This is a genomic window from Paludibacterium paludis (assembly GCF_018802605.1).
GTDB lineage: Bacteria > Pseudomonadota > Gammaproteobacteria > Burkholderiales > Chromobacteriaceae > Paludibacterium > Paludibacterium paludis.
In genome coordinates, this window is sequence record NZ_CP069161.1 from 2,920,104 (window position 1) to 2,943,912 (window position 23,809).

Here is a 23,809-nt window from a genome sequence, read left to right on the forward strand (position 1 = left end):
CCCGGCAGCTTACCCGCCTCTGGCGCATCACCGATCTTCGTGAAAAAATGAGGTCCTGATTACCTGTTTCCGGAATTTGACGCCATGTGCCAGTTGCTGGGCATGAATTGCAATACGCCAACCGACATTCTGTTCTCCTTCGAGGGATTTCACCGCCGCGGAGGACTGACGGATCACCACGCCGACGGATGGGGCATCGCCTTTTTCGAAGGGCGGGGATGCCGGCTGCTGCTTGACGACCGCTCCTCGGTGGAGTCGCCCGTCGCGCATCTGGTGCGCCACTACCCGATCAAATCACAAAACGTCATCGCCCATATCCGCAAGGCCACCCAGGGCCGGATCAGCCTTGCCAACACCCATCCGTTCATGCGCGAGATGTGGGGCAAATACTGGATCTTCGCGCACAATGGAGACCTCAAGGATTTCGCCGCGCCGGCCGGCCACTTCTATCGTCCGGTCGGCGATACCGATTCTGAGGCGGCATTCTGCCTGCTGCTCGAACGCCTGCGCCAGCGCTGGAGCGAACAGCCGCCGCTTGACGAGCTGTTCGCGTTCATCGAAACGCTTGCAAGGGAAATCGCCGCGCACGGCACATTCAACTTCATGCTCAGCAACGGCGACATCCTGTTCGCGCACGGGTCGACGCAACTGCATTACATCGTGCGCCAGGCGCCTTTCACCAAGGCTCATCTTGTCGACGACGACGTGACAGTGGATTTCGCCTCGGTGACCACGCCTGACGACCGGGTCGCGGTGATCGCCACGCAGCCGCTCACCGACGACGAGGCCTGGACCCCGTTCGAGGCCGGGCAACTGATGCTGTTCCGCGACGGAACTCCCCTCGTGAAATCCGCCAAAGCCCCCGACTGACACCCATGCTGCTAACATGGGATCAGTCCCCCGTCGAGGATTGACGCCCATGGCCGCCTTCGAGCTTTCCCATCCGCCGTTCGACATGCTCTCTTTCCCGGAACGGGAGGCGCTTGCCGCCGCGGCGGACATTTTCTATTTCGCCGATGACGAGGAGATCCTGGCCCCCGGGCGCGAGGTCGACACGCTGTACGTCGTCGTGAAGGGCAAAGTCAGGGAAATGGCCGGCGACGAAGTGGTCGCGATGTACCGGCAACACGACACCTTCGATGCGCGCGCCATGGTCGCGGGCAGCGCCCTGCACCGCTACGTGGTGCACGAAGAGGTTCTGGCGCTGGGACTGCCCAAACGGGACGTGCTGGCGCTCACCGGCAGCAACCCGGCCTTCGGGGCGTTTTTCTTCGATAACGTGGCCAACAAACTCGGCGCCCTGGCGCGCCGCACCGGAAGCCGCGAACTGCAGACCATGCTGGCCGCCTCGGTCAGCGATGTCGCGATGGGCAAGCCGGTATGGGTCGAGGCCGGCGACAGCGTGATCGCCGTGGCGGCCGCCATGAAGCGCCACAAAGTCAAGTCGGTACTGGTGAGGGGCCTGTCCGGAACAGGAATTTTCACGACCAGCGATTTTCGCGATGTCATTATCGATGGGATCCCGTCCGGGACCCCGGTTGGCGACCTGTGCCGCTACGACCTGATCACCGTCGAGGACAGCGACTTTCTGTTCAACGCCCTGCTCACCATGACACGCAGGAACATCCAGCGGCTGGTGGTGACACGCTCGGGTTCGGTGAGCGGCGTACTCGAACAGGTGGATCTGCTGTCCTATTTTTCCAATCATTCCCACCTGATCAGCCAGGTGCTGGACCGCGCCGAATCGCTCGACGATCTTGCCCACTCGAGCCGCCAGATCGGCCGTCTTGTCGGCATTCTCTCAAGCCAGGGCGTCAAGGCCCCGCAGCTTGCGCGGCTGGTGGAAACGCTAAACGCCAAGCTCTTCGAACGCACCTGGCGGCTGATCGCCGACCCGGCGCTTTACAACAACAGTTGCCTGCTGGTGATGGGCTCGGAAGGACGCGGCGAACAGATCCTCAAAACCGATCAGGACAATGCGCTGATCCTCGGCGAAGACGCCGATCCGGTCGAGGCGGAAAGGGCGGCGGCGACGTTTTCGGAGACGCTCGCCGCTTACGGCTACCCGCCCTGCCCCGGCGGCATCATGGTGTGCAACCCCCAGTGGCGCCTCGGCGAGGACGATTTCGCGCGGCGGATCGCGCACTGGACAGGACAACCCGATGGAGAAAGCCTGATGAACCTCGCTATTTTCGTCGACGCTCAGGCGATCGCCGGCGACGACCGGCTGTTCGTCCGGCTGCGGGAAAGACTCGCCGCGCGCCTTGCGGACGACGACGCCTTTTACGCGCGCTTTGCCCGCGCCATCGAGCAGTTCGATACGCCGCTCGGACTGTTCGCCCATCTGGTGACGCGCGAGCGCGACGGCAAATCGCAGCTCGACCTGAAAAAGGGAGGAATTTTTCCCGTGGTGCACGGCCTGCGTGCCCTGGCCCTGGAGCAGGGACTTCCGGAAACCAACAGTTTCGAACGCCTCTCTAGGCTGGTCGAGGCCGGCCGTCTCGACAGGGAGTTCGGCAACGATCTGTCCGAAGCCCTGTCGTTCATGATGGGACTGAAACTGACTTGCGGACTCGCCGCCCAGGAAGCGGGCGGGCAGGCCGGAAACCTGGTTGAACCGGAGACGCTCTCTTCGCTGGAGCGCGACCTGCTCAAAGAAGCGCTGTCGGTGGTGAAGCGTTTCAAGGGCCTGCTGCGTCATCATTTCCGCCTGGGCGGCTTCGCGTGATCCACGACCTGGTACGCCGGATCAAGCGCCGCCGGCTCAAGGACAACCGGTTCGCCTCGCTGTTCGAACCAAGTGACGGCGAGTGGGTCGCCCTCGACTGCGAAACAACCAGCCTCGATGTGCGCGAGGCCGAGTTGCTGTCGATCGGCGCGGTCAGGATCCGCGGCAACCGCATACTGGCCGGCAGCGCGCTCAATCTGGTGGTGCGGCCCCGGCGCATGCCGGATGCCGGGACCATCCGGGTTCACGGACTGCGAAAAAGGGATGTTACGGACGGACTGCCTCCCGAAGAGGCGGTATCGCGGCTTCTGGAGTTCATCGGAGGCCGAGATCTTGTCGGGTATTATCTGGAATACGATGTAGCGGTGCTGAACAAGACGGTGAAACCGCTTGCCGGCATCACCCTGCCCAACAGGCAGATCGAGGTATCGGGCTGCTATTACGACTACCGGCTGCGCCAGCATCCGGACAGTTTCATCGATCTGCGGCTGGAAGCGCTGCAGAGCGCGCTGGGAATTCCGGTATTGCCGCGACATGACGCGCTCAACGACGCCATCACCGCGGCAATGCTTTTTCTCGCCCTGAAAAAACGCGGGGCGGCTCAGTAAGCGTGGGATTCCTCGTGGCGCGTATCCACGAACTCGCCGGCGCACAGCGACATCATCAGCAAGGCGACGCGCTCGTGAACGATCACGGTATGACTGTTACCGGAAAACTGCATGAAACGGCGCAGATCCTCACGGACTTTGCGCGAACCGGTGACGTCGATGATGATGTCCACGCGCGGCCCCTGTTCGGCAAGCTCGATGAAATTGTTGGTGACGGGGATGCCGTGCTCGCGGGCCAGGGCGACGCCCCCCCGGTCCAGATCCAGTTCGGCCACGCCGACCACATCCACGTAGGGGGCCTCGATCAGTTTGCGCAGCAACGGGGTGCCTGTTTCACCGGCACCGATCATGCCGACACGGAAAGTCTTCATAGCGGGGGTCTCCCAAGGCTTATGCCTTTTGAATGCAAGGCATTACTCTAAGAGAACCCTCCGTGCAGGGATTTGAGACAGGTCAACACCCCGGTCATTATTTTCTGCCGCGCCCTCAGTGCAGGCTCGCCCGCGACAGGAAACGCAGATAGCCGACCCCTTCCAGCCAGAACCCGCCATCGGCGAGGGGTTGCGCGCCTTCCAGATCGCCGACGGTCACGATCAGTTCCCGGCCGTCCAGGCGCGCTTCGATGGCCACATCGTCCTCATCCGCGAACTCCTCTTCCGAGGCGTGATATTCGGGTTTCACGAAGTGGTTGTTAACCTGAATGTACTCGGACTCATTCAACAGATGCAGGATGTTCATGTCGGCCTCCATGGCGAAAAATCCGCCCTATCATAGGGATCACAGCCATCCGTGCTCGGCAAGGGACGTGCATCCTCCCTGCGTCACGATAAAATGGTCCAGCAGTTCGATATCGACCAGTTTGAGGGCGCTCTTGAGCACCCGGGTCAGGTGAATATCATCGTTCGAGGGTGTCGCCACCCCGGATGGATGATTGTGAGCGACGATCACGGACGAGGCATTGTGCAGCAATCCGAGTTTCGCAATCTCACGCGGATATACCGGAGTTCTGGTCAGTGTTCCCTTGAATACTTCTTCGACAGCCAGAACCCGGTTTTGTGCCGAAAGGCACAAGACCAGAAACACTTCTCGATCCTTCGGGCCTATCGCCAACCGCAGAAAGTCCCGCACGGCCTCGGGATCCTCCAGCGCGCTGTCCTGGCGAAGACGCTCGGCCAGCGCTCGCGCCGCGAGCTCGCGCGAGGCCACCAGCTGCGCCGCCTTGGCCCGCCCCATGCCCGGCAGCGACTCGAGCCGGACGGCCGGCGCCCGGAACAGGGCCGACAAGGATCCGAATTCCCGAATCAGCCCGCGCGCCATGTCGACCGCCGTGACACCGCGCCGCCCGGTCCGCAGGAAGATCGCCAGCAATTCGGCGTCGGACAGGGACTGGGGGCCGGACAACAGCAGCTTTTCACGCGGACGCTCACCGACAGGCCAGTCATTGATCGTCATCAGTTACTCTCCCTTTGCTATAGCACGGAATCGCCGCGGCGCGGCGATTTATCACAAACGGCAACAAATTCCCAAGCATGCCGTCCGTCCTGCCGATTTGTCCGGTCAGGCGGCCGGCATAACCGGCCCGCCGGGAAGATACCATCCGATCTTCTGGTAAACTGGCGGCTTTAAGGCTCGAGGGAAAGCAAATCATGACTGCGCGACGGATTCTGCTGGGCGTCACCGGGGGGGTGGCCGCCTATAAGTCGGCCGAGCTTGTGCGGCTTTTCGTGAAGGCCGGTCACGACGTCACCGTCGCGATGAGCGAAGCCGCCTGCCGTTTCGTTACGCCGCTCACGTTCCAGGCCCTGTCCGGCAATCCGGTCTACACCACCTTGTGGGACGAGCGACCGCAAAACGGCATGGCCCACATCGACCTGTCGCGCGCGTCGGATGTCTTTCTCATCGCGCCGGCCACCGCCGACTGTATCGCGAACCTCGCCCACGGGTTGTGCGGCGATCTGATCGGCACGCTGGCCGCCGCTCGGGCCTGCCCGCTGATCGTGGCGCCGGCGATGAACCGCCAGATGTGGGAAAACCCGCCCAACCAGCGCAATATCCGCCAGCTGACCGAGGATGGCATCACCGTGTTCGGACCGGCCTACGGCGATCAGGCCTGCCGGGAAACCGGCCCGGGGCGCATGCTCGAACCCGAGGAAATCGCCGAGCGGCTCGAAAGCTTTTTCCGGCCCAAACCGTTGGCGGGCAAACGCGTGCTGATGACGGCCGGCCCCACCTTCGAGCCGATCGACGCGGTGCGCGGCATCACCAACACCAGCTCGGGCAAGATGGGTTACGCGCTGGCGCGCGCCTGCCGCGACGCCGGCGCGCGCGTCACGCTCGTGAGCGGGCCGACCGCCCTGTCCTGCCCGTTCGATGTGCGGCGCATCGATGTGCAAAGCGCGCAGCAGATGCACCAAGCCGTGCTCGCCGAAACGGCCTCGGCCGACATTTTCATCGGCGTCGCCGCCGTGGCGGACTATCATGTGGTCAACAGAAGCGAGAAGAAACTCAAGAAGAACGGCTCAGCGCCGGTCATCGAACTCGCCGAAAATCCCGATATCCTGGCAACCGTGGCTTCGTTGCCGGCCGCGCCGTTCTGTGTCGGCTTCGCCGCGGAGAGCGAAAACCTCATCGACTATGCCGACGCCAAGCGCCGGCGCAAAAAAGTGCCCCTGCTCGTCGCCAATCTGGCGCGCGAGGCCATGGGCACTGACGACAATACCGTGACACTGCTCGACGACGCCGGCATCCACCCCCTGCCGGCCATGCTCAAGGACGACGTGGCGCGCGCCATCGTCGATCACCTGGCCCGTCTTGTCGACCCGACAATCTCCAATCAGGAAAGGACTCCCGGATGAAACCCGTTATCGATGTCAAAATTCTGGACAATCGTCTGAAAGACAACCTCCCCGACTACGCCACCCAGGGCTCGGCCGGTCTTGACCTGCGCGCCGCGATCGAAACCGACATCCTGCTCGCCCCCGGCGAAACCCACCTCGTGCCGACCGGCATCGCCATCCACTTGGCCGACCCCGGACTCGCGGCGATGATCCTGCCCCGTTCGGGACTCGGGCACAAACACGGCATCGTGCTCGGGAACCTGGTCGGACTAATCGACTCCGACTATCAGGGACAGCTCTTCGTGTCGGTATGGAACCGCTCCCAGGAAACCTTCCGTCTTGCGCCTCTGGAACGCATCGCCCAACTGATCGTGGTCCCGGTGGTGCAGGTCGGATTCAATATCGTCGAGGATTTCGATGCATCCCACCGCGGCGAAGGCGGTTTTGGCAGCACCGGACGTCACTGAACCGGACACCTTGGCGCCTTCGGGCGCTTTTTTGCCTCCCCCTTCCCCGCCCTCCTCTCCGTCTCGCACTGCCCCTTTTGCCGGGCGCTTCATCGCATACGAAACACAATATCCGGGATTCTGTCGGACAAGTCCTGACGTTTTTCTGGCATTATGTAGAAACCGGGTCCGATCACACGACGCCGAAGAGCCTCCGGATCCCGCGCTTTTTATCCGATCACCAGACAGAAAAAAACACTATGCCCCATCTATTTCGCAAGCTGTTTTCAGGCAGCCTCGTACTGCAGATCCTGTTCGGCATGGCCGCCGGCATCGCCCTGGCCCTGCTGGCCCCCGGCGCGGCCCTGTCCGTCTCCTTCCTCGGCATGCTGTTCGTCGGCGCGCTCAAGGCCATTGCCCCGACCCTGGTCTTCGTGCTGGTGACCTCGTCGCTGGCCGGGCGCGAAAGCGGTAGCGCCGTTGCGATGCGTCCGATCATCGCGCTTTATCTGATCGGCACTTTCGCCGCCGCCGTGGTGGCGGTCGCCGCCAGTTTTCTGTTTCCGGTCTCGCTGACGCTGGCCAAGGGCGCCGCGACCACGGCCGCGCCCCAGGGCATCAGCGAAGTGCTGTCCACCCTGGTGCTCAAGATGGTGGAAAACCCCGTCGCGGCGCTCGCGTCCGGAAACTATATCGGCATCCTGACCTGGGCCGTCGCGCTCGGACTGGCGCTTCATCGCGCCGGCGACACCACCCGCAAGGTCATTCACGACCTCGCGGCGGGCATCTCCACCATCGTCGCCTTCGCGATCCGCCTCGCGCCCGTCGGCGTATTCGGACTTGTCGCCGGCAGCATCGCGCAAAGCGGCCTTGGCGTGCTGGCGGGGTACTCGCGCCTGCTCGCCGTCCTGCTCGGTTCGATGGCCTTCATCGCACTGGTGGTCAATCCGCTGATCGTTTACCTGACCACCCGCAAAAATCCCTACCCGCTGGTGCTGCTCTGCCTGCGAGACAGCGGGATCAACGCGTTCTTCACCCGCAGTTCGGCCGCCAACATTCCGGTCAATATGGATCTGTGCAAGCGTCTTGGCCTGCCCGAATCGGTCTACGCGGTATCCATCCCGCTTGGCGCGACCATCAATATGGCTGGCGCCGCCATCACCATCACCGTGCTGACCCTGGCGGCCGTTCACACCCTGGGCGTCGCCGTCGATCTGCCGACCGCGCTGCTGCTCAGCGTCGTGGCCACCATTTCCGCCTGCGGCGCGTCCGGCGTGGCGGGAGGCTCCCTGCTGCTCGTGCCGCTGTCGTGCAGTCTTTTCGGCATCGGCAACGACATCGCCATGCAGGTCGTCGCCGTCGGTTTCATCATCGGCGTGATCCAGGATTCCGCGGAAACCGCGCTGAACAGCTCGACCGACGTGCTGTTCACCGCCGCCGCCTGCCTGCCCGGCACGGAATCCGCCCCCGAGCCGGCCCAATCCGGTCGCAACGCGTAATCTTCCTCCCGCAGGAATAGACCGGCCGCGGTCTTTTCCTGCGCTGACGCACCGGTGGGCGGGCATGTAGCCAGCCCTTCCTTTCGCCCTCCGAAAGGAAGCGCCGATGACCGACTTCCCCACCCTCGCGCTGTTTTCCATTGCCATGCGCGGGCCGCCGCGCTGGGGCCGTCGGGTCTGCCGCTCGCGGTGCCGGCCCGGCCGCCGATGACGCGGTACGTCTGGCCGGCGCGGCCTATCTGCTGTTTCTTGCCATCAAGGCGTTTCGCGCCTCCGGGTGCGCGGCCGGGACGGACAAAAAAACGGACGATATGCCGCCAGCGCGGATTTTCCAGCAAGGCCTGATCACCAATCTGCTCAACCCGAAGATGGTCCTGTTCGTGCTTGCGCTGTTTCCCCAATTCGTCCGTCCGGACGGCGGTCCGCTCATCATGCAGATGCTGACCAGCGTGCTCAACACGTTGGGCCTGGCGGTCAATGGCGCGGTGATCCTGGCGGTGAATCGCATCGCGGGTCGGCTCTCGGGCAATGACAGGCGCCGCTGGCCGGGGGGGAACCATGTTCTTGGTCTCGCGTGCCGTCTTGCGCTGCCCGGCGGACACCGAAACGAAGCGCGGCCCGATATTCAGGCGGCGGGGCGCTGCCGGCACGCCGGGCAGCCTCCCCACAGCCCCAACGCGCCCACCGGCAGCAACAGAGTCCACTGAGGCAGATGCAGCCAGCCGCCGCTGTCAGGCTGGGTCAGGCCGACGATCAGGAACACCGCGCCGAAAACGATCCACAGCAGGGAGACGAAAAGCACAAGGTAGGCCGAGCGAATGGCGTGTTGCGGCAAGCTGCCGATGAATAACGCCGCCGACGACAGGATCAACGTCGCCGACGCCATATGCCATGCCGCGTAAAGGGTCAATTTCGGCATCGGGGGCAAAGACGAGGCCAGGAGTGGGGCGACAACATCCGCGCCTCCGGCAAAGAGATGGATGAAGGCGGTGAGAGCCGCCAGCAAGGCCGCGGCGAGAAGGATTCTGTTCATATCGGTCTCCGGGTGCAGTGAACGGATAACCCGGCAATGGCCGCCTCCCGGCCACGAACAGAACCGGTCAGCCCGCCTTGCGCAAGGTGAGATTGATGCGACACGCGCCGGTGACCGGATGTTCCCCCGCCCCCAGCGGCATCACGCCATGAAAGCGCAATCTGTCAGGGCCGCCCCACACCAGCACATCCCCATGCGCCAGAGTCACCCTGGCCGTGCGCTCGCTCCGACTCAAGCCTCCGAACAAAAACACCGCGGGAAGGCCCAGTGAAATCGACACGATGGGCGCATCGAAATCCTTTTCGTCCCGGTCCTGATGCAGCGACATCCGGCTGCCCGGCTCATAGCGGTTGATCAGGCAGGCATCCGGCACGAAGTCCTCGTAACCGGCGAGCGCCGCGGCGGCGCGCCCCAGCGACAGGACGCAGCCAGGCAGCGGAGGCCATGGCCGGCCGCTTTGCGGATCGACGGGCGAGTAACGGTAACCCCGCCGGTCGGTGATCCAGCCCAGCGCCCCGGCATTGCTCATTGTCACGGACATGGCCTGCCCGCCCGGTGTCGACATGCGGCGAAACGGCGCGGCCGAAATCACGGCATCGACCGCCGCGACAAGATCCGCGGCCGACGGCAGCGCGAACCCGCGCAACAGCGCGCTACCCGCGCCGATCCGCTCCGCTTCGCCTGGCGGTCCGCCGAAAAGGTCTTCCGTCACGCGCGGTTCCCGCCAGATTCCCGGCCCGTCGCCTCCCGTCCGAGCAAGGCGGCCTTGCGCTCGACTCCCCAGCGATAACCGGACAGCGATCCGTCCGTTCGCACCACCCGGTGGCACGGAATCGCCACAGCGATCCGGTTGGCGGCGCAGGCCGAGGCCACCGCCCGGGAAGCCGACGGCATCCCTATCCGTTTGGCCAGCTCCGAGTAGCTCACGGTCTCGCCAACCGGGATATCGCGCAAGGCCTGCCATACGCGGCGCTGGAACGCGGTTCCGCGTATGTCCAGGGGCAGGTCAAAGCCGATACCGGGCGCCTCGACAAAACCGACCACGCGCGCCACCTTCGCATCGAATTGCGGATCGCCCCCGACCAGCGAGGCATCGGGAAAATCATTCTGCAGCGCCTCGATCAGCGCCTGCGGATCATCGCCGAGGCTGATGGCGCACACCCCGCGTTCGCTCTGGGCCACAAGAATGGCGCCAAGCGCGCACTGGCCGATGGCGAAATGGATCGTGCATCCGGCTCCGCGACGACGAAAAGCCGTTGGCGTCATGCCAAGCTCCCTGTCGGCGGATTCGTAGAACCGGCCGCTGGAGGCATAACCGGCGCGATAGATCGCATCGGTCACCGAAGGCGCCTCGGCGAGCGCTCCGCGCAACGCGCCAGCCCGCACCGCGCGGGCATAGGCGGCCGGCGTCAGCCCGGTCACCGATTTGAACACGCGTTGCAAATGAAAGGGGCTCAATCCCGCCCGCTTCGACAGTCCGGCCAGCGTCGGGGGGGTATCGGCTTCGGCGATCAGCCGGCACAGCGACGCCACGAGGGCGGCATGCGGTGAAACCCCGGCGGCAAGATCGGGCCGGCAACGCTTGCATGGACGAAAACCGGCCGCCTCGGCGCTGGCGGGGGAATCGTGAAAGGCGACATTTTCCCGGCGGGCACGACGCGAGGGGCAGCTTGGCCGACAGTACACCCCGGTGGTCCGCACCGAATAGACGAAAGCGCCATCCTGCGAGGCATCGCGCTCGACGATGGCTGCCCAGCGCGGATCGCTGTCGGCGAGCCCGGTGAATTCATTGAGTTGTGACATGGCTCCCACCTTGCGCCGGATGACGCGTTGTCAGACTGCTCCCAGTCTGGACCGGCCGATGCCGGCGCGCACCCCGGCGCTTGCGATTTAATCGCCGTGCTCCATCATAACGAACGCCGCAACGAATCGCCAATCAGGCGCCGGGAGCGCAGCGGGATCACAACGGTTCGAGCTCTCCGTAGTGGGCATTGGCCACATCGACATGGGAACGCAGCCGACCTTTGAGTACATTGCGGCCCACCTGGTGGAACAAGGGATTGAGCGGATCGCTGCTCGGCCCTTTGGCTTCGCGCGCCAGATACCCGGGCAAATCGAGCAGGGGAACATCGGCATCCAGCCGCGCGCCCATGAAAAAGGCACTGGAATATCTTGTCACACCGGCCGGAGGGGTGACGACCCGGTGCAGTGTCGCTTTCAGGTAACCGTTCGAGGCCAGTTCGAGAAGCTCGCCGATATTGACCACGAACGAGCCAGGAACCGGCGTGGCCAGCACCCAGCCCCGATCCGTCAAGACTTCGAGCCCGGGCGTATCGTCCTGCAGCACCAGGGTAAGATAGCCGGAATCCTTGTGCTCACCCACTCCCTGATCGCTCAAAGTCGTATCGCGCCCCGGATAGCGGATCAATTTCAAGTGCTGGAACGGCACCTCGCCCACCGATTCGTCGAACACCCCGGCATCCTGCTCCAGAGCCAGGGCGAAGGCCCGCAAGAGCGTCAACGTCACACCGGTCAGGCGATCCTGCCAGTCGAGCACCAGCTCGCGCATCCGCGGCAATGCGGATGGCCACTGGTTCGGTCCGTAAAGACGCAACCAGGGCGCCTCGCCGTAATGGCATCGCACTACCTGCGCTTCGCGCATCACATCGAACTGTTCGCGCCAATCGGCCTGCCCGCGGGTCAACTCGCCGCCGATACGCGTATACCCGCGAAAGTGCGGTGAATTGACCATCCGCACTTCCTCCTTGGCCTGGTCCGGCAACGCGAAGAAGGAACGGGCCGTCTCCATGACCGCCTCTTGCAGGTCGCCGGGGATGCCATGCCCGGTCAGGTAGAAAAACCCGACATCGCGCGAGGCCGCCCTCAAGGCGTGCAGAAATGCCCGACAACGTTCTCCACCCGCCGTGAAATCGGACAGATTCAACAGAGGCAAAGGATGGTCGGTCATGGCGTCGCTCCAAAAAACATAAAAAACCTGCCGGCTGGGCCACAGGTGAGTGACATCCATTCTATATAACCAAAAGAAATAGATCAATGATTTGTTATTCGATAAATTCACTTCATGCCACGACCAAACGATACGGCGCGGCGGACAGTCGCCCTCAAACTCGCTATGCTGTGAAACGGTACCCTCTTGTCCCCCACCGAAGGAGATGCCGATGAAACCGCTTCACTGCCTCACCCTTCTTGCCCTGTCGGCCGGCGCCTGGGCCGGCTCCCTTGAAATCTTCACCCTGACGCCATCCGGTCCCGGGCAAAGCCTCGGAGTGGTCGAGTACGAGGACAACCCTTATGGTCTGCTGCTGACGCCGCGCCTGAGCGGATTGCCGCCCGGCATTCACGGTTTTCATGTGCACGACAAGCCCTCCTGCGAAGCCCGCGAGGTGAACGGCGTCGCCACGCCGGGCTCCGCGGCGGAAGGCCACTGGGATCCGGACAACACCGGCCTGCATCTTGGGCCTTACACCCCGGGCGGGCACCGCGGCGATTTGCCGGCCCTCTATGTCGATGCGTCCGGCAAGGCGTCCTACCCGGTGCTGGCGCCTCGCCTGAAAGCCGCCGACCTGAAGGGGCATTCGCTGATGATCCATGCCGGCGGCGACAACCACAGCGATCACCCGGCCAAACTGGGCGGCGGCGGGGCCCGCCTGGCCTGCGGAGTGTTTTAAGCCCATCCAACCGACCGGTGCGTGGCGAACGCCGTGCGCCGGCCTCGCACACCCCCTCTCTCGCCCGTCCATGCGTGACGGCCGGCGGCATGCCCCCCCGGGCCACACACAGGCAACGCCGGACTCCCGGCAAGTCAAGCGCGCACGCCCGACTTGTTTACTATCCTGAATACTCAGACAAAAACCCGATATAGCTAGAAATCATGTCAGCGGACTTGCGGCCTCGTGCTGCCGAACCGGGATTGCGACATGCCCTGCGGCGCGAGAGGAACCCCGCAACGCAAGCGAAAGGAGAGCGCGATGGAGGACAAGGAAACGAAGCCAGTGGGTGCCTGCCCCGTCAACCACACCGGAATGGCCTCGGCGAACCGGTCGAACACCCGGTGGTGGCCCAAGGCCCTGAACCTGGACATTCTGCATCAGCACGACACCAAGACCCAGCCGATGGACGCAGGCTTCGACTACCGGACCGAGGTCGCAAAACTCGACGTCGCGGCATTGAAGCGCGACCTCAAGGCGCTGATGACCACCAGCCAGGACTGGTGGCCGGCCGACTGGGGACACTACGGCGGATTGATGATCCGCATGGCGTGGCACTCTGCGGGCACCTATCGCGTCGCGGATGGCCGTGGCGGCGCTGGCAGGGGCAATCAGCGTTTTGCCCCGATCAACTCCTGGCCGGACAACGCCAATCTCGACAAGGCGCGCCGACTGCTGTGGCCGATCAAGAAAAAATACGGCAACAGGATCAGTTGGGCCGATCTGATCATTCTCGCGGGCAACATGGCCTATGAATCGATGGGACTGAAGACCTTCGGTTTTGCCTTTGGCCGCGAAGACATCTGGCACCCCGAGAAAGACGCTTATTGGGGCTCCGAGACAGAATGGCTGGCCCCAAGCGGCAGCGCCGGCAGTCGTTACTCCGGTCGGCGTGATCTGGAAAACCCGCTCGCCGCGGCCATGATGGGTCTGATCTATGTGAACCCGGAGGGCGTCGATGGCAAGCCCGACCCCCTCAAGACCGCCCGCGACATGCGCGAGACCTTTGCCCGCATGGCCATGAACGATGAGGAAACCGTCGCACTGACCGCCGGTGGCCATACCGTGGGCAAATGTCACGGCAATGGCGACGCCGCCCATCTTGGCCCGCCCCCTGAAGGCGCGGAACCGGAAGAACAGGGCCTTGGCTGGAACAACCACACGACTCGCGGTACAGGCCGGGACACCGTGACCAGCGGCATCGAGGGGGCCTGGACCACGCATCCCACCCGGTGGGATAACGGGTATTTTGACATGCTGTTGGGACATGACTGGGAACAGAAGAAAAGCCCGGCCGGCGCATGGCAGTGGGAACCGGTCGACATCCGGGAAGAAGACAAGCCGCTGGATGTGGAGATACCGTCCGTCCGCCACAATCCCATCATGACCGACGCAGACATGGCGCTCAAGATGGATCCCGCCTACCGGAACATCTCCGAGCGTTTTCACCGGGATCCGGCCCACTTTGCCGATGTGTTTGCCCGCGCCTGGTTCAAGCTGACGCATCGCGACATGGGGCCGAAGTCACGGTACCTCGGTCCGGACATCCCGAAGGAAGATTTGATCTGGCAAGACCCTGTTCCGGCGGGCCGCGCGGATTACGACGTCCACGCCGTGAAGGCCAGGATCGCCACCGCGGGGTTGACGATTTCCGACATGGTTCGCACCGCCTGGGACAGCGCCCGCACCTTCCGCCATTCGGACATGCGAGGCGGCGCCAACGGCGCGCGCATCCGCCTCGCCCCGCAGAAGGACTGGGAGGGCAATGAGCCGCCGCGGCTGGCCAATGTGCTGGCTACGCTGGAACCCATCGCCGAAGCGTCGGGAGCCAGCATCGCCGACGTGATTGTCCTGGCGGGCAATGTCGGCATCGAACTGGCCGCCAAGGCCGCGGGTATCGACATCGAGGTGCCTTTCGCGCCCGGCCGTGGAGATGCCACGGCGGCCATGACCGATGCCGAATCGTTTGAGGTCCTGGAGCCGCTCGCCGATGGTTTCCGCAACTGGCTCAAGAAGGATGATGCGGCCAGCCCGGAGGAGCTTCTGCTCGAGCGGGCCCAGTTGATGGGACTGACGGCATGCGAGATGACGCTACTGACTGGCGGCATGCGGGTACTGGGAACCAACCATGGCGGCACTCGGCACGGGGTGTTCACTGACCGGATCGGCCACCTGACCCAGGACTTTTTCGTGAATCTGACCGACATGTCGTACGAATGGAAAGCTGTCGGCCATAACCTGTACGAGATTCGAGATCGCAAGAACGGCACGCCGAAGTGGACGGCGACCCGCGTCGATCTGGTTTTTGGGTCCCATTCCGTGTTACGGGCTTACGCGGAAGTCTATGCGCAGGATGACAATCGGGAAAAATTTGTCAGGGACTTCGTCTCCGCCTGGGCAAAAGTCATGAACGCCGACCGCTTCGACCTGCCCTGAGCAGAAGCGACCTTCAATCCGGCGTCGCGCAAGAGCACACGCTCCCTACGCAAAACGCCCTCTGCCGCGGATAACCGCAGCAGAGGGCGTCCATGCGCAACCGGAATCAGTGCGAGATCAGGTGATTGTTCAACTCGCGCATGCCGGCCGACAGCATCGCCAGGTCCAGCGCCTCGAAGGACTGCAGCTCGGCGAACATCTGGTGGCAGATCTCCACATCGGGCGCGCGGCGCGTCAGCCAGTCGCTGGCGAACGTCGTACCACCGTCCTTCAGCGCGATCCCCGTCAGGGAGCGGTGCAACCGGTACAGGTCGTCGCGCAGCGCCGAACGCGCCAGCGACTGCCAGCGATTATCGCGCGGCAGCCGGGTGATGGCGTCGCGCAGCCAGTCAAGCTGCAGGTCGCGGCCGATCAGCAGATAGTTGCGGGCGATATCGTTAAGGGCAAGATCGCTGCCAGCGGCGATGTCGATGATGTCCATCAGCGGCACCGCGAACTCCAGACGCGCCAGCACGGACAGCAGGTCGGCCGGCACGCCGGCGGCGTGGTAACGCTCTTCCAGAGCGGCCACAACCGGATAAAGGTCTCCCGAGATCAGCTCCGGCAACGCCGCGAGCAATTCCGACACCTTGCCCACATATTCGGCGATCACCGCATCGACCGAAGCGAACGGCCGCTTGTTGCGCAACACCCAGCGCGCCACGCGTTCGACCAGCGTTCGCACCTGCACCATCAGCCCCATCTGGGCATCGGCCGGAATGACGTTATCGAGCGACTCGATCCGCGTCCAGAGACTCTCGGCATCGAACACGCGGCTGGCGATCCACCAGGCGCGGGCGATATCGGCCACCGAGAACGGCGACTCCTCCTGCAGGCGGAACACAAAGGACGTGCCCATGCGGTTCACGATCTGGTTCGCGAGCTGGTTGGAGATGATCTCGCGTTTCAGATGGTGGTTTTCCATCTGGGAACGGAAACGCTCCTGCAGCGGTTTCGGGAAATAATTCACCAGGATCGGCAGAAAATCCCTGTCGTCCGGCAGATCGGTCTTGAGCAGCGCCTGATCCAGCGAGATCTTGCTGTAGGCGAGCAGCACACCGACTTCCGGCGCCACAAGCCCCTGACGGGACAGACGGCGTTCATTGATTTGCGTCTCGGACGGCAGGAACTCCAGCTCGCGGTTCAGCTCGCCGGTTTTTTCCAGATGGGCGATCAGCCGCGCATGGGTGGACAGCATGGCCGCCGCTTCCAGACGCTTGATCGCCAGCACTTCGGTCTGCAGGTAATTGTTTCTCAGCACAAGGTGGCCGACTTCGTCGGTCATCTCGGCGAGGAGTTCATTACGCTGCTTGAGCGTCATGTCCCCGGCCTGCATCACCGCGCCCAGCAGGATCTTGATGTTGACTTCGTGGTCGGAGCAGTCGACGCCGGCCGAGTTGTCGATGGCATCCGAGCAGATCAGGCCGCCCTTGAGCGCGAACTCGATACGGCCGCGCTGCGTGGCGCCAAGGTTGCCGCCTTCCGCCACGACACGCACGTTCAGGTCGGCGCCATTGACGCGCAGCCCGTCGTTGGCGCGGTCACGGGCGTCGGCATGGCTCTCGGCGGACGACTTGATGTACGTTCCGATCCCCCCGTTGTACAGCAGATCCGCCTCGGCCTTGAGAATTTCATGGATCAACTCGGTCGGAGCCATGCTGTCACGATCGGTTTTCAGCCATGCGCGCACTTCCGGCGACAACGGAACCGACTTGGCGGAACGCTCGAACACCCCGCCTCCCTGTGAAATCAGCGCCGGGTTGTAATCCGTCCAGCTCGAACGCGGCAGATTGAACAGGCGGGCGCGCTCGGCGAAACTCGCCGCCGCATCGGGGTTCGGATCCAGGAAAATATGCAGGTGGTTGAACGCCGCTTTCAGCCGGATGTGCTCGGACAGCAGCATGCCATTGCCGAACACGTCACCAGCCATGTCGCCGATACCGATCACCGTGAAATCCTGCTCCTGGGTATTGATGCCCAGATGCCGGAAATGGCGCTTCGTCGACTCCCAGGCGCCACGGGCGGTGATGCCCATCTTTTTGTGGTCGTAACCGGCGGAGCCGCCAGAGGCGAAGGCGTCACCCAGCCAGAAGCCGTAGGACTCCGAGACACTGTTGGCGATATCGGAGAAAGTCGCCGTGCCCTTGTCGGCCGCGACCACGAGATACGGGTCGTCGGCATCGATCCGGTGCACATCCTCCGGCGGAACGATCTTGCCGTTCACCAGATTGTCGGTCAGATCGAGCAGACCGGAGATGAAGGTTTTGTAGCAGGCGATACCCTCGGCCATCCAGGCTTCGCGGTCCGAAGCCGGGGGCAGCTGTTTGCACACGAAACCGCCCTTCGACCCCATCGGGACGATCACCGAATTCTTGACCTGCTGCGCTTTGACAAGCCCCAGCACTTCGGTGCGGAAATCTTCCATGCGGTCCGACCAGCGCAGGCCGCCGCGCGCCACCTTGGAGCCGCGCAGGTGCACGCCCTCGACGCGCGGGCTGTACACCCAGATTTCGAACAGCGGCCGCGGCTGCGGCAGGAAGCCGATGGCGCCCGATTCCAGTTTGAACGAGATATAGGATTTGAACTGGCCGTCGGCGGCCTTTTGCCAGAAATTGGTGCGGCGCGTGGCCAGGATGACGGTCAGGAAACCGTTGAGGATGCGATCCTCATCCAGATTGGCGACACCATCCAGCAGCCCGCGCACTTCGGCCAGCAAGGCCTCGGCATCGCCGGCGCTGGCTTGATCGGGCGACAGGCGCGCGGCGAAGAGGCGCACCAGTCGCGAGGTGATCTCGGGGTAATTGGCGACGCACTGCTCAAGGTAGGCCTGACTGAACGTCAGACCGGCCTGGCGCAGGTATTTGGCCAACGCGCGCACCAGCGAAATCTCGCGCCAGTTGAGCGCCGCCGTCAGGGTCAGACGATTGAAGCCGTCGTTTTCGCAACGCTTGGCGAACACCTGCGCCAAAAGCTCCTGGAAGTCGCGCTGAACTGTCTCGGAAGCCATCTGTTCGCGATAGCCGCCGACATCCAGACCGAAATCGCTGATCCAGACCTGATCGTCCTCGCCGCGCGTGACGCAATAGGGATGCTCGTCGCGCACTTTCACGCCCATGTTTTCCAGAATCGGCAGGCTGGCCGACAGGCCAAGCGGCTCGCTCTGGCGGAACAGCTTGAGGTTGAAGTCCTCGGTATTGCGATGGAACGGGCGATACAGCTTCATCGCCAGCGGGCATGCCGCGTCCACGCCTTCCAGATGCTGGATGTCCAGCACCGCGTTGCGCACGGCGAACTCTTCGCGGTACGCCAACGGGAAGGCCGACTTGTAGCGGTTGAACTGCAGGTTGCCCTTCTCTTCACCGTACGCCTCGATCAACTGCTGGTGCAGTTCCTCCAGCCAGCCGCGCACCACACGGGCGATCTCGGCTTCGATATCCTGTTCGCGGAAAGCGGGCAACGCGCCCGACGCTGTACGGATGATGTAGTGCACGCGAGCCAGGGTCTCGTCGCCGATATGCACGCTAAATTCGGTGGATTGACCGTTGAAAGCGTTGACCAGGACCTTTTCGATCTTCAGCCGCACTTCGGTGTTGAAGCTGTCGCGCGGCACATAGACCAGGCAGCTCACATAGCGATGATAGCGATCGGTGCGGGCGAACAGGCGAACGCGCGGACGCTCCTGCAGGTTGACGATGCCCTCGGCGATCGGCGCCAGCACATCGGCCGGAATCTCCAGCAGTTCATCGCGCGGATAGCTTTCCAGCACGAAGTTCAGGGTCTTGGACTTGTAGCTGTTGTCGACATAGTCGCAACCGCGAATCACGGCCTCGACCTTGCTGCGCAGGATCGGGATGTCCTTGGGCGAAGCCTGGTACGCGCGCGCGGTGTACAGGCCGAGGAAACGGCGCTCACCGACGACCTCGCCCTTGGCGTTGAAGCGCTTGATGCCGACAAAATCGATATAGGCCGGACGGTGGATATTGGAGCGGGTCTGGGACTTGTTCAGGATGATCAGCTGCGGCAGATGGGCCAGTTCGCGCAACTCCTGCGGCAATTGCTCGAAGCTTGCGGAATACTCCTTGTCGCCCTGATCGCGCAGGATGCCAAGCCCGGAGTTCTTGACAATGCGCAGACTGTCCCGGCCGTCGCGCTTGACGAGGTCGTAATCGCAATAGCCCATGAAAAGGAAGTGGTTATCCGCCATCCAGTGCAGGAAGTCGACCGCTTCGGTCGCCTCTTCCGCGCGCTTGCCGTTGAGCGCGCCCAGATCGGACACGATCTCGCCCAGCACGGAGCGCATCGCCGGCTCGTCGCCGACCACAAGGCGGATATCGGCGATAAAGCGGTTCAGATCGTCTTCCAGGCGCTGCAAGGTGGCGGCGTCCGACACGCGGTCCATCTGCACGTGAATGAAGGACTCGAGCGGCAGACTGCGGTCTTCGGTGCGGCGCACTTCGACCAGCTCGCCCTTGTCATTGCGCAGCACCGACAGCACCGGATGCACCAGCAGATGCAAGTTGAGATTGTTCCGCGCAAGGAACATCGCCAGGGAGTCGATCAGGAACGGCATGTCCGCTGTCACGATCTCGATGACACTGTGGGTGCTTTGCCAACCATCTCGCTCGAAATCGGGGTTGTAGATGCGGGCCTTGTGATGACCTTTTTCAAGACGCGCGGCAAAACCGAAATGGGCCATGGCGGCGCCGAACAAATCCAGGGAAGAGAACCGGCGCAGGTCGCCGTGCTCGGCCTCCTCAAAGTAGATCGGGAAGAATGCGGCCAGTTTCTGGGCTTCTTTCGATGACAGCTTGCTCTGGGCGACGGTTTGGATATCGGCGATCAGGCTCGCCAATTCGGTTTTGTGGGTCAGCGACATAGGGCTTCTCTTTGTTGTGCACACGAGATGTGTCGGCGCATTGTAGTTATGCCTACCGCTTGGGCATTTCCAGAATGCGACATCCGGTTACAGAAAAGCGGGCCGCACTGCAACATATACAAACGGTCTATTACAACAATGCGACTCCGGCTTACAGAAAACATGGCAATTTCCAACCATTGTCAATGGCATTTAACGCACCTATCCTTTTGATTTGTATGCTATTTCACAAGCAACTTAAAGTTGTGTACAATATCCACAGGTCAAAAGCCCCCCTTGCCAAACGGGCCGAAAACCCCATGGCGCCTTATACGACGCCGCGACGACAGCACCTCGTGCCGCCGCCGGAAAAAAGCAGCCGGCCCTGCCCGCCGGCATTTTTATCCCGCGCAACCGGTGATCCCGGTTTGATGCCATACCGAAAAATAGAGATGCAAATGAAGAAACTGCTGATCGCCTCCTCCCTGGCCCTGTCCTTTGCCGGCGCTTTCGCTCAGGCCGAAACCCTCCGCATCGGCGTCGATCTCAACTACCCGCCGTTCTCCAAGCAAGGCGCGGACGGCAAACCCCAAGGATTCGACATCGACATGGCCTATGCCCTTTGCGGCGCCATGAAAGTCACCTGCCAGATCGTGCCCCAGGACTTCGACGGACTGATCCCCGCGCTCAACACCAACAAGTTCGACGCCATCCTCTCCTCGATGCAAATCACCGAAGAACGTCTGAAGGCCGTCGACTTCACCCACAAGTACTACAACATTCCGAGCCGCATCGTCGCTCGCGCCGGCGCCAAGGTCGACCAGAACAGCTTCAAGGGCAAGAAGATCGGCGTGCTGCGCGCCTCCACCCAGGAAAAGTTCGCCAAGGACTTCTGGGGCAAGAGCGGCGCCACGATCGTGTCCTACAACAAGTCGCCGGAATCCTTCCTGGACCTGAAGGCGGGCCGTGTCGACGCGGTATTCGTTGATGGCGCCGTGGGCGACCAGGATTTCCTCAAGACCCCGCAAGGCAAGGGCTTCGCGTTCTCCGGCCCCAACTACAGCGACGTGAAATACTTCGGCAGCGGCGCGGGCATTGCCGTCAAGAAGGGCAACAAGGCGCTGGCGCAGCGACTGAACAAGGCCATCGACACGATCCGGGCCAACGGCGCCTACAAGAAGGTTCAGGACAAGTACTTCACCTTCGACATCTACGGCAACTGATCCTTCAGGGAACAGTGCGTCACGGGCCTCCCTCGCCCCGAGGGGCGGAGGAGGCCATTTTGTTTCATTGTGACTCACGGGAAATCAAATTCATGTTTTTGCAGGGCTATCTTCCCGGCATTCTCGAGGGAACCCGGCTGACGCTCGAAGTCTCGGCCGTTTCCCTGATCGTTTCGGTCGCGCTTGGCCTGTTCGGCGCGATGTGCCGCCTCTCGCCGGTCCGCCCCGTCGCTCTTTTCGCCGAAATCTATTCGACAGTGGTGCGCGGCGTTCCCGACCTCGTCTGGATGTTCGTATTGTTCTTCGGGGGGCAGATGGTCATCAACGACCTGGCCGCCTCGATGGGCGCCGAAGCGCCGCAGATCGACTCGTTCATCGCCGGAACCCTGACCATCGGCTTCATTTTCGGGGCCTACATGACCGAAACGTTCCGGGGCGCGATTCTGGCTGTGCCGCGCGGCCAGATCGAGGCCGGTCTCGCTTACGGCATGAGTCCTCGACGCGTCTTCATGCGCATCACCGTCCCCCAGATGGTCCGCTTTGCCTTGCCGGGGTTTTCCAATAACTGGCTCGTGCTGGTCAAAACCACGGCCCTGGTATCGGTCATCGGCCTGCCGGACATGATGTACCAGGCGGACAATACCAAATCGGCCACGCAACAGCCGTTCACGGTCTACATGATCGTGGCGGGCCTCTACCTGGTGATCACCACGGTGTCGATCCTGATTCTCGACCGCCTGCAAAAACGCTACTCACTGGGAACACGGGAGACGGAACTATGATCGACCTGCACCTTGTCGTCGACAAACTCCCGGCCTTTTTCGGCGGAACGGACGGCGCGCCGGCCATGAGCACCACGGACGGCCTGATCCTGACGCTGGAGCTGCTGTTCTCGTCGCTGCTGGCCGGGCTGTGCCTCGCGCTGCCGATGGGCATCGCCCTCGTCTCGAAAAACCCGTTCGCCCGCTGGCCGGTCTGGCTGTTCACTTACCTGTTCCGCGGCACGCCGATGCTCGTTCAGCTGTTCATCATCTACTACGGCCTATCGCAGTTCGATGCCGTGCGAGACAGCTGGGCATGGGCGTATCTGCAGAATGCCTACGTGTGCGCCATCATCGCCTTCACCCTGAACACCGCCGCCTACACCACGGAGATTGTCGCGGGACAGATCCGCACGACTCCCTGGGGCGAGATCGAGGCGGCCAAGGCCATGGGCATGAGCCGCTCGCTGCGGCTGCGCCGCATCATTCTGCCTTCCGCCCTGCGCCGCGCCCTGCCCTCCTACAGCAACGAAGTGGTGATGATGCTGCAGGGCACCTCGATCGCCGGCCTTGTGACCCTGGCCGACCTGACCGGCGTGGCGCGCCGCGTTTACAGTGAAACCTACCAGGTCTTCGAGCCTTTCCTCACGGCGGCCGCCATTTACCTGGTTCTGACATTCCTCATCGTCATGCTGTTCAAGCGCATGGAAAAGCGCTGGCTGGCCTACCTTGGCCCGCGCAAGCACTGAAACAGCCACGACGGAGACATCGACTTATGACGCAAAACCTGCAAGCATCCCAATCCACCGCCGACGGCAAACTCAACGTCATTGATCTGCACAAGAGCTACGGCAACCACGAAGTCCTGAAGGGGATCTCGATGACGGCCCGCGCCGGTGACGTGATCAGCATCATCGGCTCGTCCGGCTCGGGCAAAAGCACCTTCCTGCGCTGCCTCAACCTTCTGGAGGCGCCTCATCAGGGACGCATCATCGTCAGCGGCGAGGAACTGTCCCTTGTGCCGGACCAGCGCACCGGCGCGCTCAAGGCCGCCGACCCGAAGCAACTGGCGCGCATCCGCACCCGGCTTGGCATGGTGTTCCAACACTTCAATCTGTGGGCGCACATGACCGTCCTGGAAAACCTTATCGAAGCGCCGATCCATGTGCTGGGCCAGTCGCGCGACGAAGCCACGACCCGGGGCCTGCACTATCTGGACAAGGTCGGTCTGTCGCATGTCGCGGACAACTATCCATCGCACCTGTCGGGCGGCCAGCAGCAACGCGTGGCGATCGCGCGGGCCCTGGCCATGGAACCGGAAGTGATGCTGTTTGACGAACCGACATCGGCGCTGGACCCGGAACTGGTCGGCGAAGTGCTGCGCGTCATGCAGGACCTGGCTTCGGAAGGACGCACCATGGTTGTGGTCACTCACGAGATGGGCTTCGCGCGCGAAGTTTCCAATCATGTGATGTTCCTGCACCTTGGCAAGGTCGAGGAAGAAGGCGATCCCGCCACCGTGCTGAGCAATCCGCAAAGCCCGCGACTTGCGCAATTTCTCTCGGGAAACCTGAAATAATCGTACAATAGGGGCATACGTGCCCCTGCTGTCCGAC

General features: G+C 63.0%; 21 protein-coding genes. 13 read left to right on the top strand and 8 right to left on the bottom strand.

Going from position 1 to position 23,809, the window contains the following annotated elements; translation table 11 throughout:
• Positions 1 to 84 precede the first annotated feature (84 nt).
• The 3 genes from JNO50_RS13285 to JNO50_RS13295 are packed head-to-tail and all read left to right on the top strand — an operon-like array spanning position 85 to position 3,336.
• The gene (locus tag JNO50_RS13285; protein WP_189535762.1) at positions 85 to 870 is read left to right on the top strand and encodes a class II glutamine amidotransferase; all 786 of its coding nucleotides are present in this window, start codon (positions 85 to 87) and stop codon (positions 868 to 870) included.
• A gap of 49 nt (positions 871 to 919) precedes the next feature.
• Positions 920 to 2,728: a putative nucleotidyltransferase substrate binding domain-containing protein gene (locus tag JNO50_RS13290; RefSeq protein ID WP_189535764.1), complete on the top strand. Its 1,809-nt coding sequence runs from the start codon at positions 920 to 922 to the stop codon at positions 2,726 to 2,728.
• The gene (locus JNO50_RS13295) at positions 2,725 to 3,336 is read left to right on the top strand and encodes a 3'-5' exonuclease (protein ID WP_229804831.1); all 612 of its coding nucleotides are present in this window, start codon (positions 2,725 to 2,727) and stop codon (positions 3,334 to 3,336) included. The genes JNO50_RS13290 and JNO50_RS13295 overlap by 4 nt, the downstream gene beginning before the upstream one ends.
• Here the strand turns inward: JNO50_RS13295 and JNO50_RS13300 are convergent.
• From JNO50_RS13300 to radC, 3 genes are all read right to left on the bottom strand, one after another.
• Positions 3,330 to 3,707, bottom strand: coding sequence for a Gfo/Idh/MocA family oxidoreductase (locus tag JNO50_RS13300; protein WP_189535765.1), 378 nt, complete (start codon positions 3,705 to 3,707; stop codon positions 3,330 to 3,332). The two genes, JNO50_RS13295 and JNO50_RS13300, sit on opposite strands and share 7 nt — an antisense overlap.
• Positions 3,708 to 3,822: 115 nt before the next feature.
• The gene (locus JNO50_RS13305; RefSeq protein WP_189535766.1) at positions 3,823 to 4,074 is read right to left on the bottom strand and encodes a hypothetical protein; all 252 of its coding nucleotides are present in this window, start codon (positions 4,072 to 4,074) and stop codon (positions 3,823 to 3,825) included.
• Positions 4,075 to 4,113: 39 nt separating this feature from the next.
• Positions 4,114 to 4,788 (bottom strand): RadC family protein, encoded by a 675-nt coding sequence (radC, locus tag JNO50_RS13310; RefSeq protein WP_189535767.1) that lies wholly within the window; start codon positions 4,786 to 4,788, stop codon positions 4,114 to 4,116.
• Positions 4,789 to 4,982: 194 nt separating this feature from the next.
• Here radC and coaBC point away from each other — a divergent pair, with 194 nt between their 5' ends.
• The 4 genes from coaBC (at position 4,983) to JNO50_RS13330 (ending at position 8,825) form a co-directional block, all read left to right on the top strand.
• On the top strand, positions 4,983 to 6,191 hold the full coding sequence (coaBC, locus tag JNO50_RS13315; protein ID WP_189535768.1) for a bifunctional phosphopantothenoylcysteine decarboxylase/phosphopantothenate--cysteine ligase CoaBC: 1,209 nt from the start codon (positions 4,983 to 4,985) through the stop codon (positions 6,189 to 6,191).
• Complete coding sequence (dut, locus tag JNO50_RS13320; RefSeq protein WP_189535770.1) at positions 6,188 to 6,640, top strand: dUTP diphosphatase; 453 nt, start codon at positions 6,188 to 6,190, stop codon at positions 6,638 to 6,640. The genes coaBC and dut overlap by 4 nt, the downstream gene beginning before the upstream one ends.
• 239 nt (positions 6,641 to 6,879) lie before the next feature.
• Positions 6,880 to 8,118 carry a serine/threonine transporter SstT gene (sstT, locus tag JNO50_RS13325; RefSeq protein WP_189535772.1) on the top strand — a complete coding sequence of 413 codons (1,239 nt, stop codon included), beginning with the start codon at positions 6,880 to 6,882 and terminating at the stop codon, positions 8,116 to 8,118.
• 140 nt (positions 8,119 to 8,258) lie between these two features.
• Positions 8,259 to 8,825 (top strand): LysE family translocator, encoded by a 567-nt coding sequence (locus JNO50_RS13330; RefSeq protein WP_189535773.1) that lies wholly within the window; start codon positions 8,259 to 8,261, stop codon positions 8,823 to 8,825.
• Here the strand turns inward: JNO50_RS13330 and JNO50_RS13335 are convergent.
• The 4 genes from JNO50_RS13335 to JNO50_RS13350 all read right to left on the bottom strand — a co-directional run bounded on the left by JNO50_RS13335 (position 8,744) and on the right by JNO50_RS13350 (position 12,119).
• Positions 8,744 to 9,151, bottom strand: a complete 408-nt coding sequence (locus JNO50_RS13335) for a hypothetical protein (protein WP_189535775.1) — start codon at positions 9,149 to 9,151, stop codon at positions 8,744 to 8,746. The two genes, JNO50_RS13330 and JNO50_RS13335, sit on opposite strands and share 82 nt — an antisense overlap.
• 67 nt (positions 9,152 to 9,218) lie before the next feature.
• Positions 9,219 to 9,863 carry a DNA oxidative demethylase AlkB gene (gene alkB / locus JNO50_RS13340; RefSeq protein ID WP_189535776.1) on the bottom strand — a complete coding sequence of 215 codons (645 nt, stop codon included), beginning with the start codon at positions 9,861 to 9,863 and terminating at the stop codon, positions 9,219 to 9,221.
• A complete protein-coding gene (ada, locus tag JNO50_RS13345) occupies positions 9,860 to 10,954 on the bottom strand; it encodes a bifunctional DNA-binding transcriptional regulator/O6-methylguanine-DNA methyltransferase Ada (RefSeq protein ID WP_189535778.1) in 1,095 nt (364 codons plus the stop codon). The genes alkB and ada overlap by 4 nt, the downstream gene beginning before the upstream one ends.
• 157 nt (positions 10,955 to 11,111) lie before the next feature.
• Positions 11,112 to 12,119, bottom strand: coding sequence for an isopenicillin N synthase family dioxygenase (locus JNO50_RS13350; protein ID WP_189535779.1), 1,008 nt, complete (start codon positions 12,117 to 12,119; stop codon positions 11,112 to 11,114).
• Positions 12,120 to 12,330: 211 nt separating this feature from the next.
• Here JNO50_RS13350 and JNO50_RS13355 point away from each other — a divergent pair, with 211 nt between their 5' ends.
• The gene (locus JNO50_RS13355; protein WP_189535781.1) at positions 12,331 to 12,840 is read left to right on the top strand and encodes a superoxide dismutase family protein; all 510 of its coding nucleotides are present in this window, start codon (positions 12,331 to 12,333) and stop codon (positions 12,838 to 12,840) included.
• Positions 12,841 to 13,164: 324 nt separating this feature from the next.
• Positions 13,165 to 15,315, top strand: coding sequence for a catalase/peroxidase HPI (gene katG / locus JNO50_RS13360; protein WP_268248186.1), 2,151 nt, complete (start codon positions 13,165 to 13,167; stop codon positions 15,313 to 15,315).
• Positions 15,316 to 15,421: 106 nt separating this feature from the next.
• Here the strand turns inward: katG and JNO50_RS13365 are convergent, their stop codons facing one another.
• Positions 15,422 to 20,230, bottom strand: coding sequence for an NAD-glutamate dehydrogenase (locus JNO50_RS13365; RefSeq protein WP_189535786.1), 4,809 nt, complete (start codon positions 20,228 to 20,230; stop codon positions 15,422 to 15,424).
• Positions 20,231 to 20,667: 437 nt separating this feature from the next.
• On the opposite strand from JNO50_RS13365, the gene JNO50_RS13370 reads away from it, so the two are divergent.
• The 4 genes from JNO50_RS13370 to JNO50_RS13385 all read left to right on the top strand — a co-directional run bounded on the left by JNO50_RS13370 (position 20,668) and on the right by JNO50_RS13385 (position 23,772).
• The gene (locus JNO50_RS13370; RefSeq protein WP_189535788.1) at positions 20,668 to 21,432 is read left to right on the top strand and encodes an ABC transporter substrate-binding protein; all 765 of its coding nucleotides are present in this window, start codon (positions 20,668 to 20,670) and stop codon (positions 21,430 to 21,432) included.
• Positions 21,433 to 21,524: 92 nt separating this feature from the next.
• Positions 21,525 to 22,214 (top strand): ABC transporter permease, encoded by a 690-nt coding sequence (locus JNO50_RS13375; RefSeq protein ID WP_189535790.1) that lies wholly within the window; start codon positions 21,525 to 21,527, stop codon positions 22,212 to 22,214.
• On the top strand, positions 22,211 to 22,942 hold the full coding sequence (locus JNO50_RS13380) for an ABC transporter permease (RefSeq protein WP_189535792.1): 732 nt from the start codon (positions 22,211 to 22,213) through the stop codon (positions 22,940 to 22,942). Before JNO50_RS13375 ends, JNO50_RS13380 begins: the two co-directional genes overlap by 4 nt.
• Positions 22,943 to 22,968: 26 nt before the next feature.
• Positions 22,969 to 23,772 (top strand): ABC transporter ATP-binding protein, encoded by an 804-nt coding sequence (locus tag JNO50_RS13385; protein WP_189535794.1) that lies wholly within the window; start codon positions 22,969 to 22,971, stop codon positions 23,770 to 23,772.
• The last annotated feature ends 37 nt before the right edge of the window (positions 23,773 to 23,809 follow it).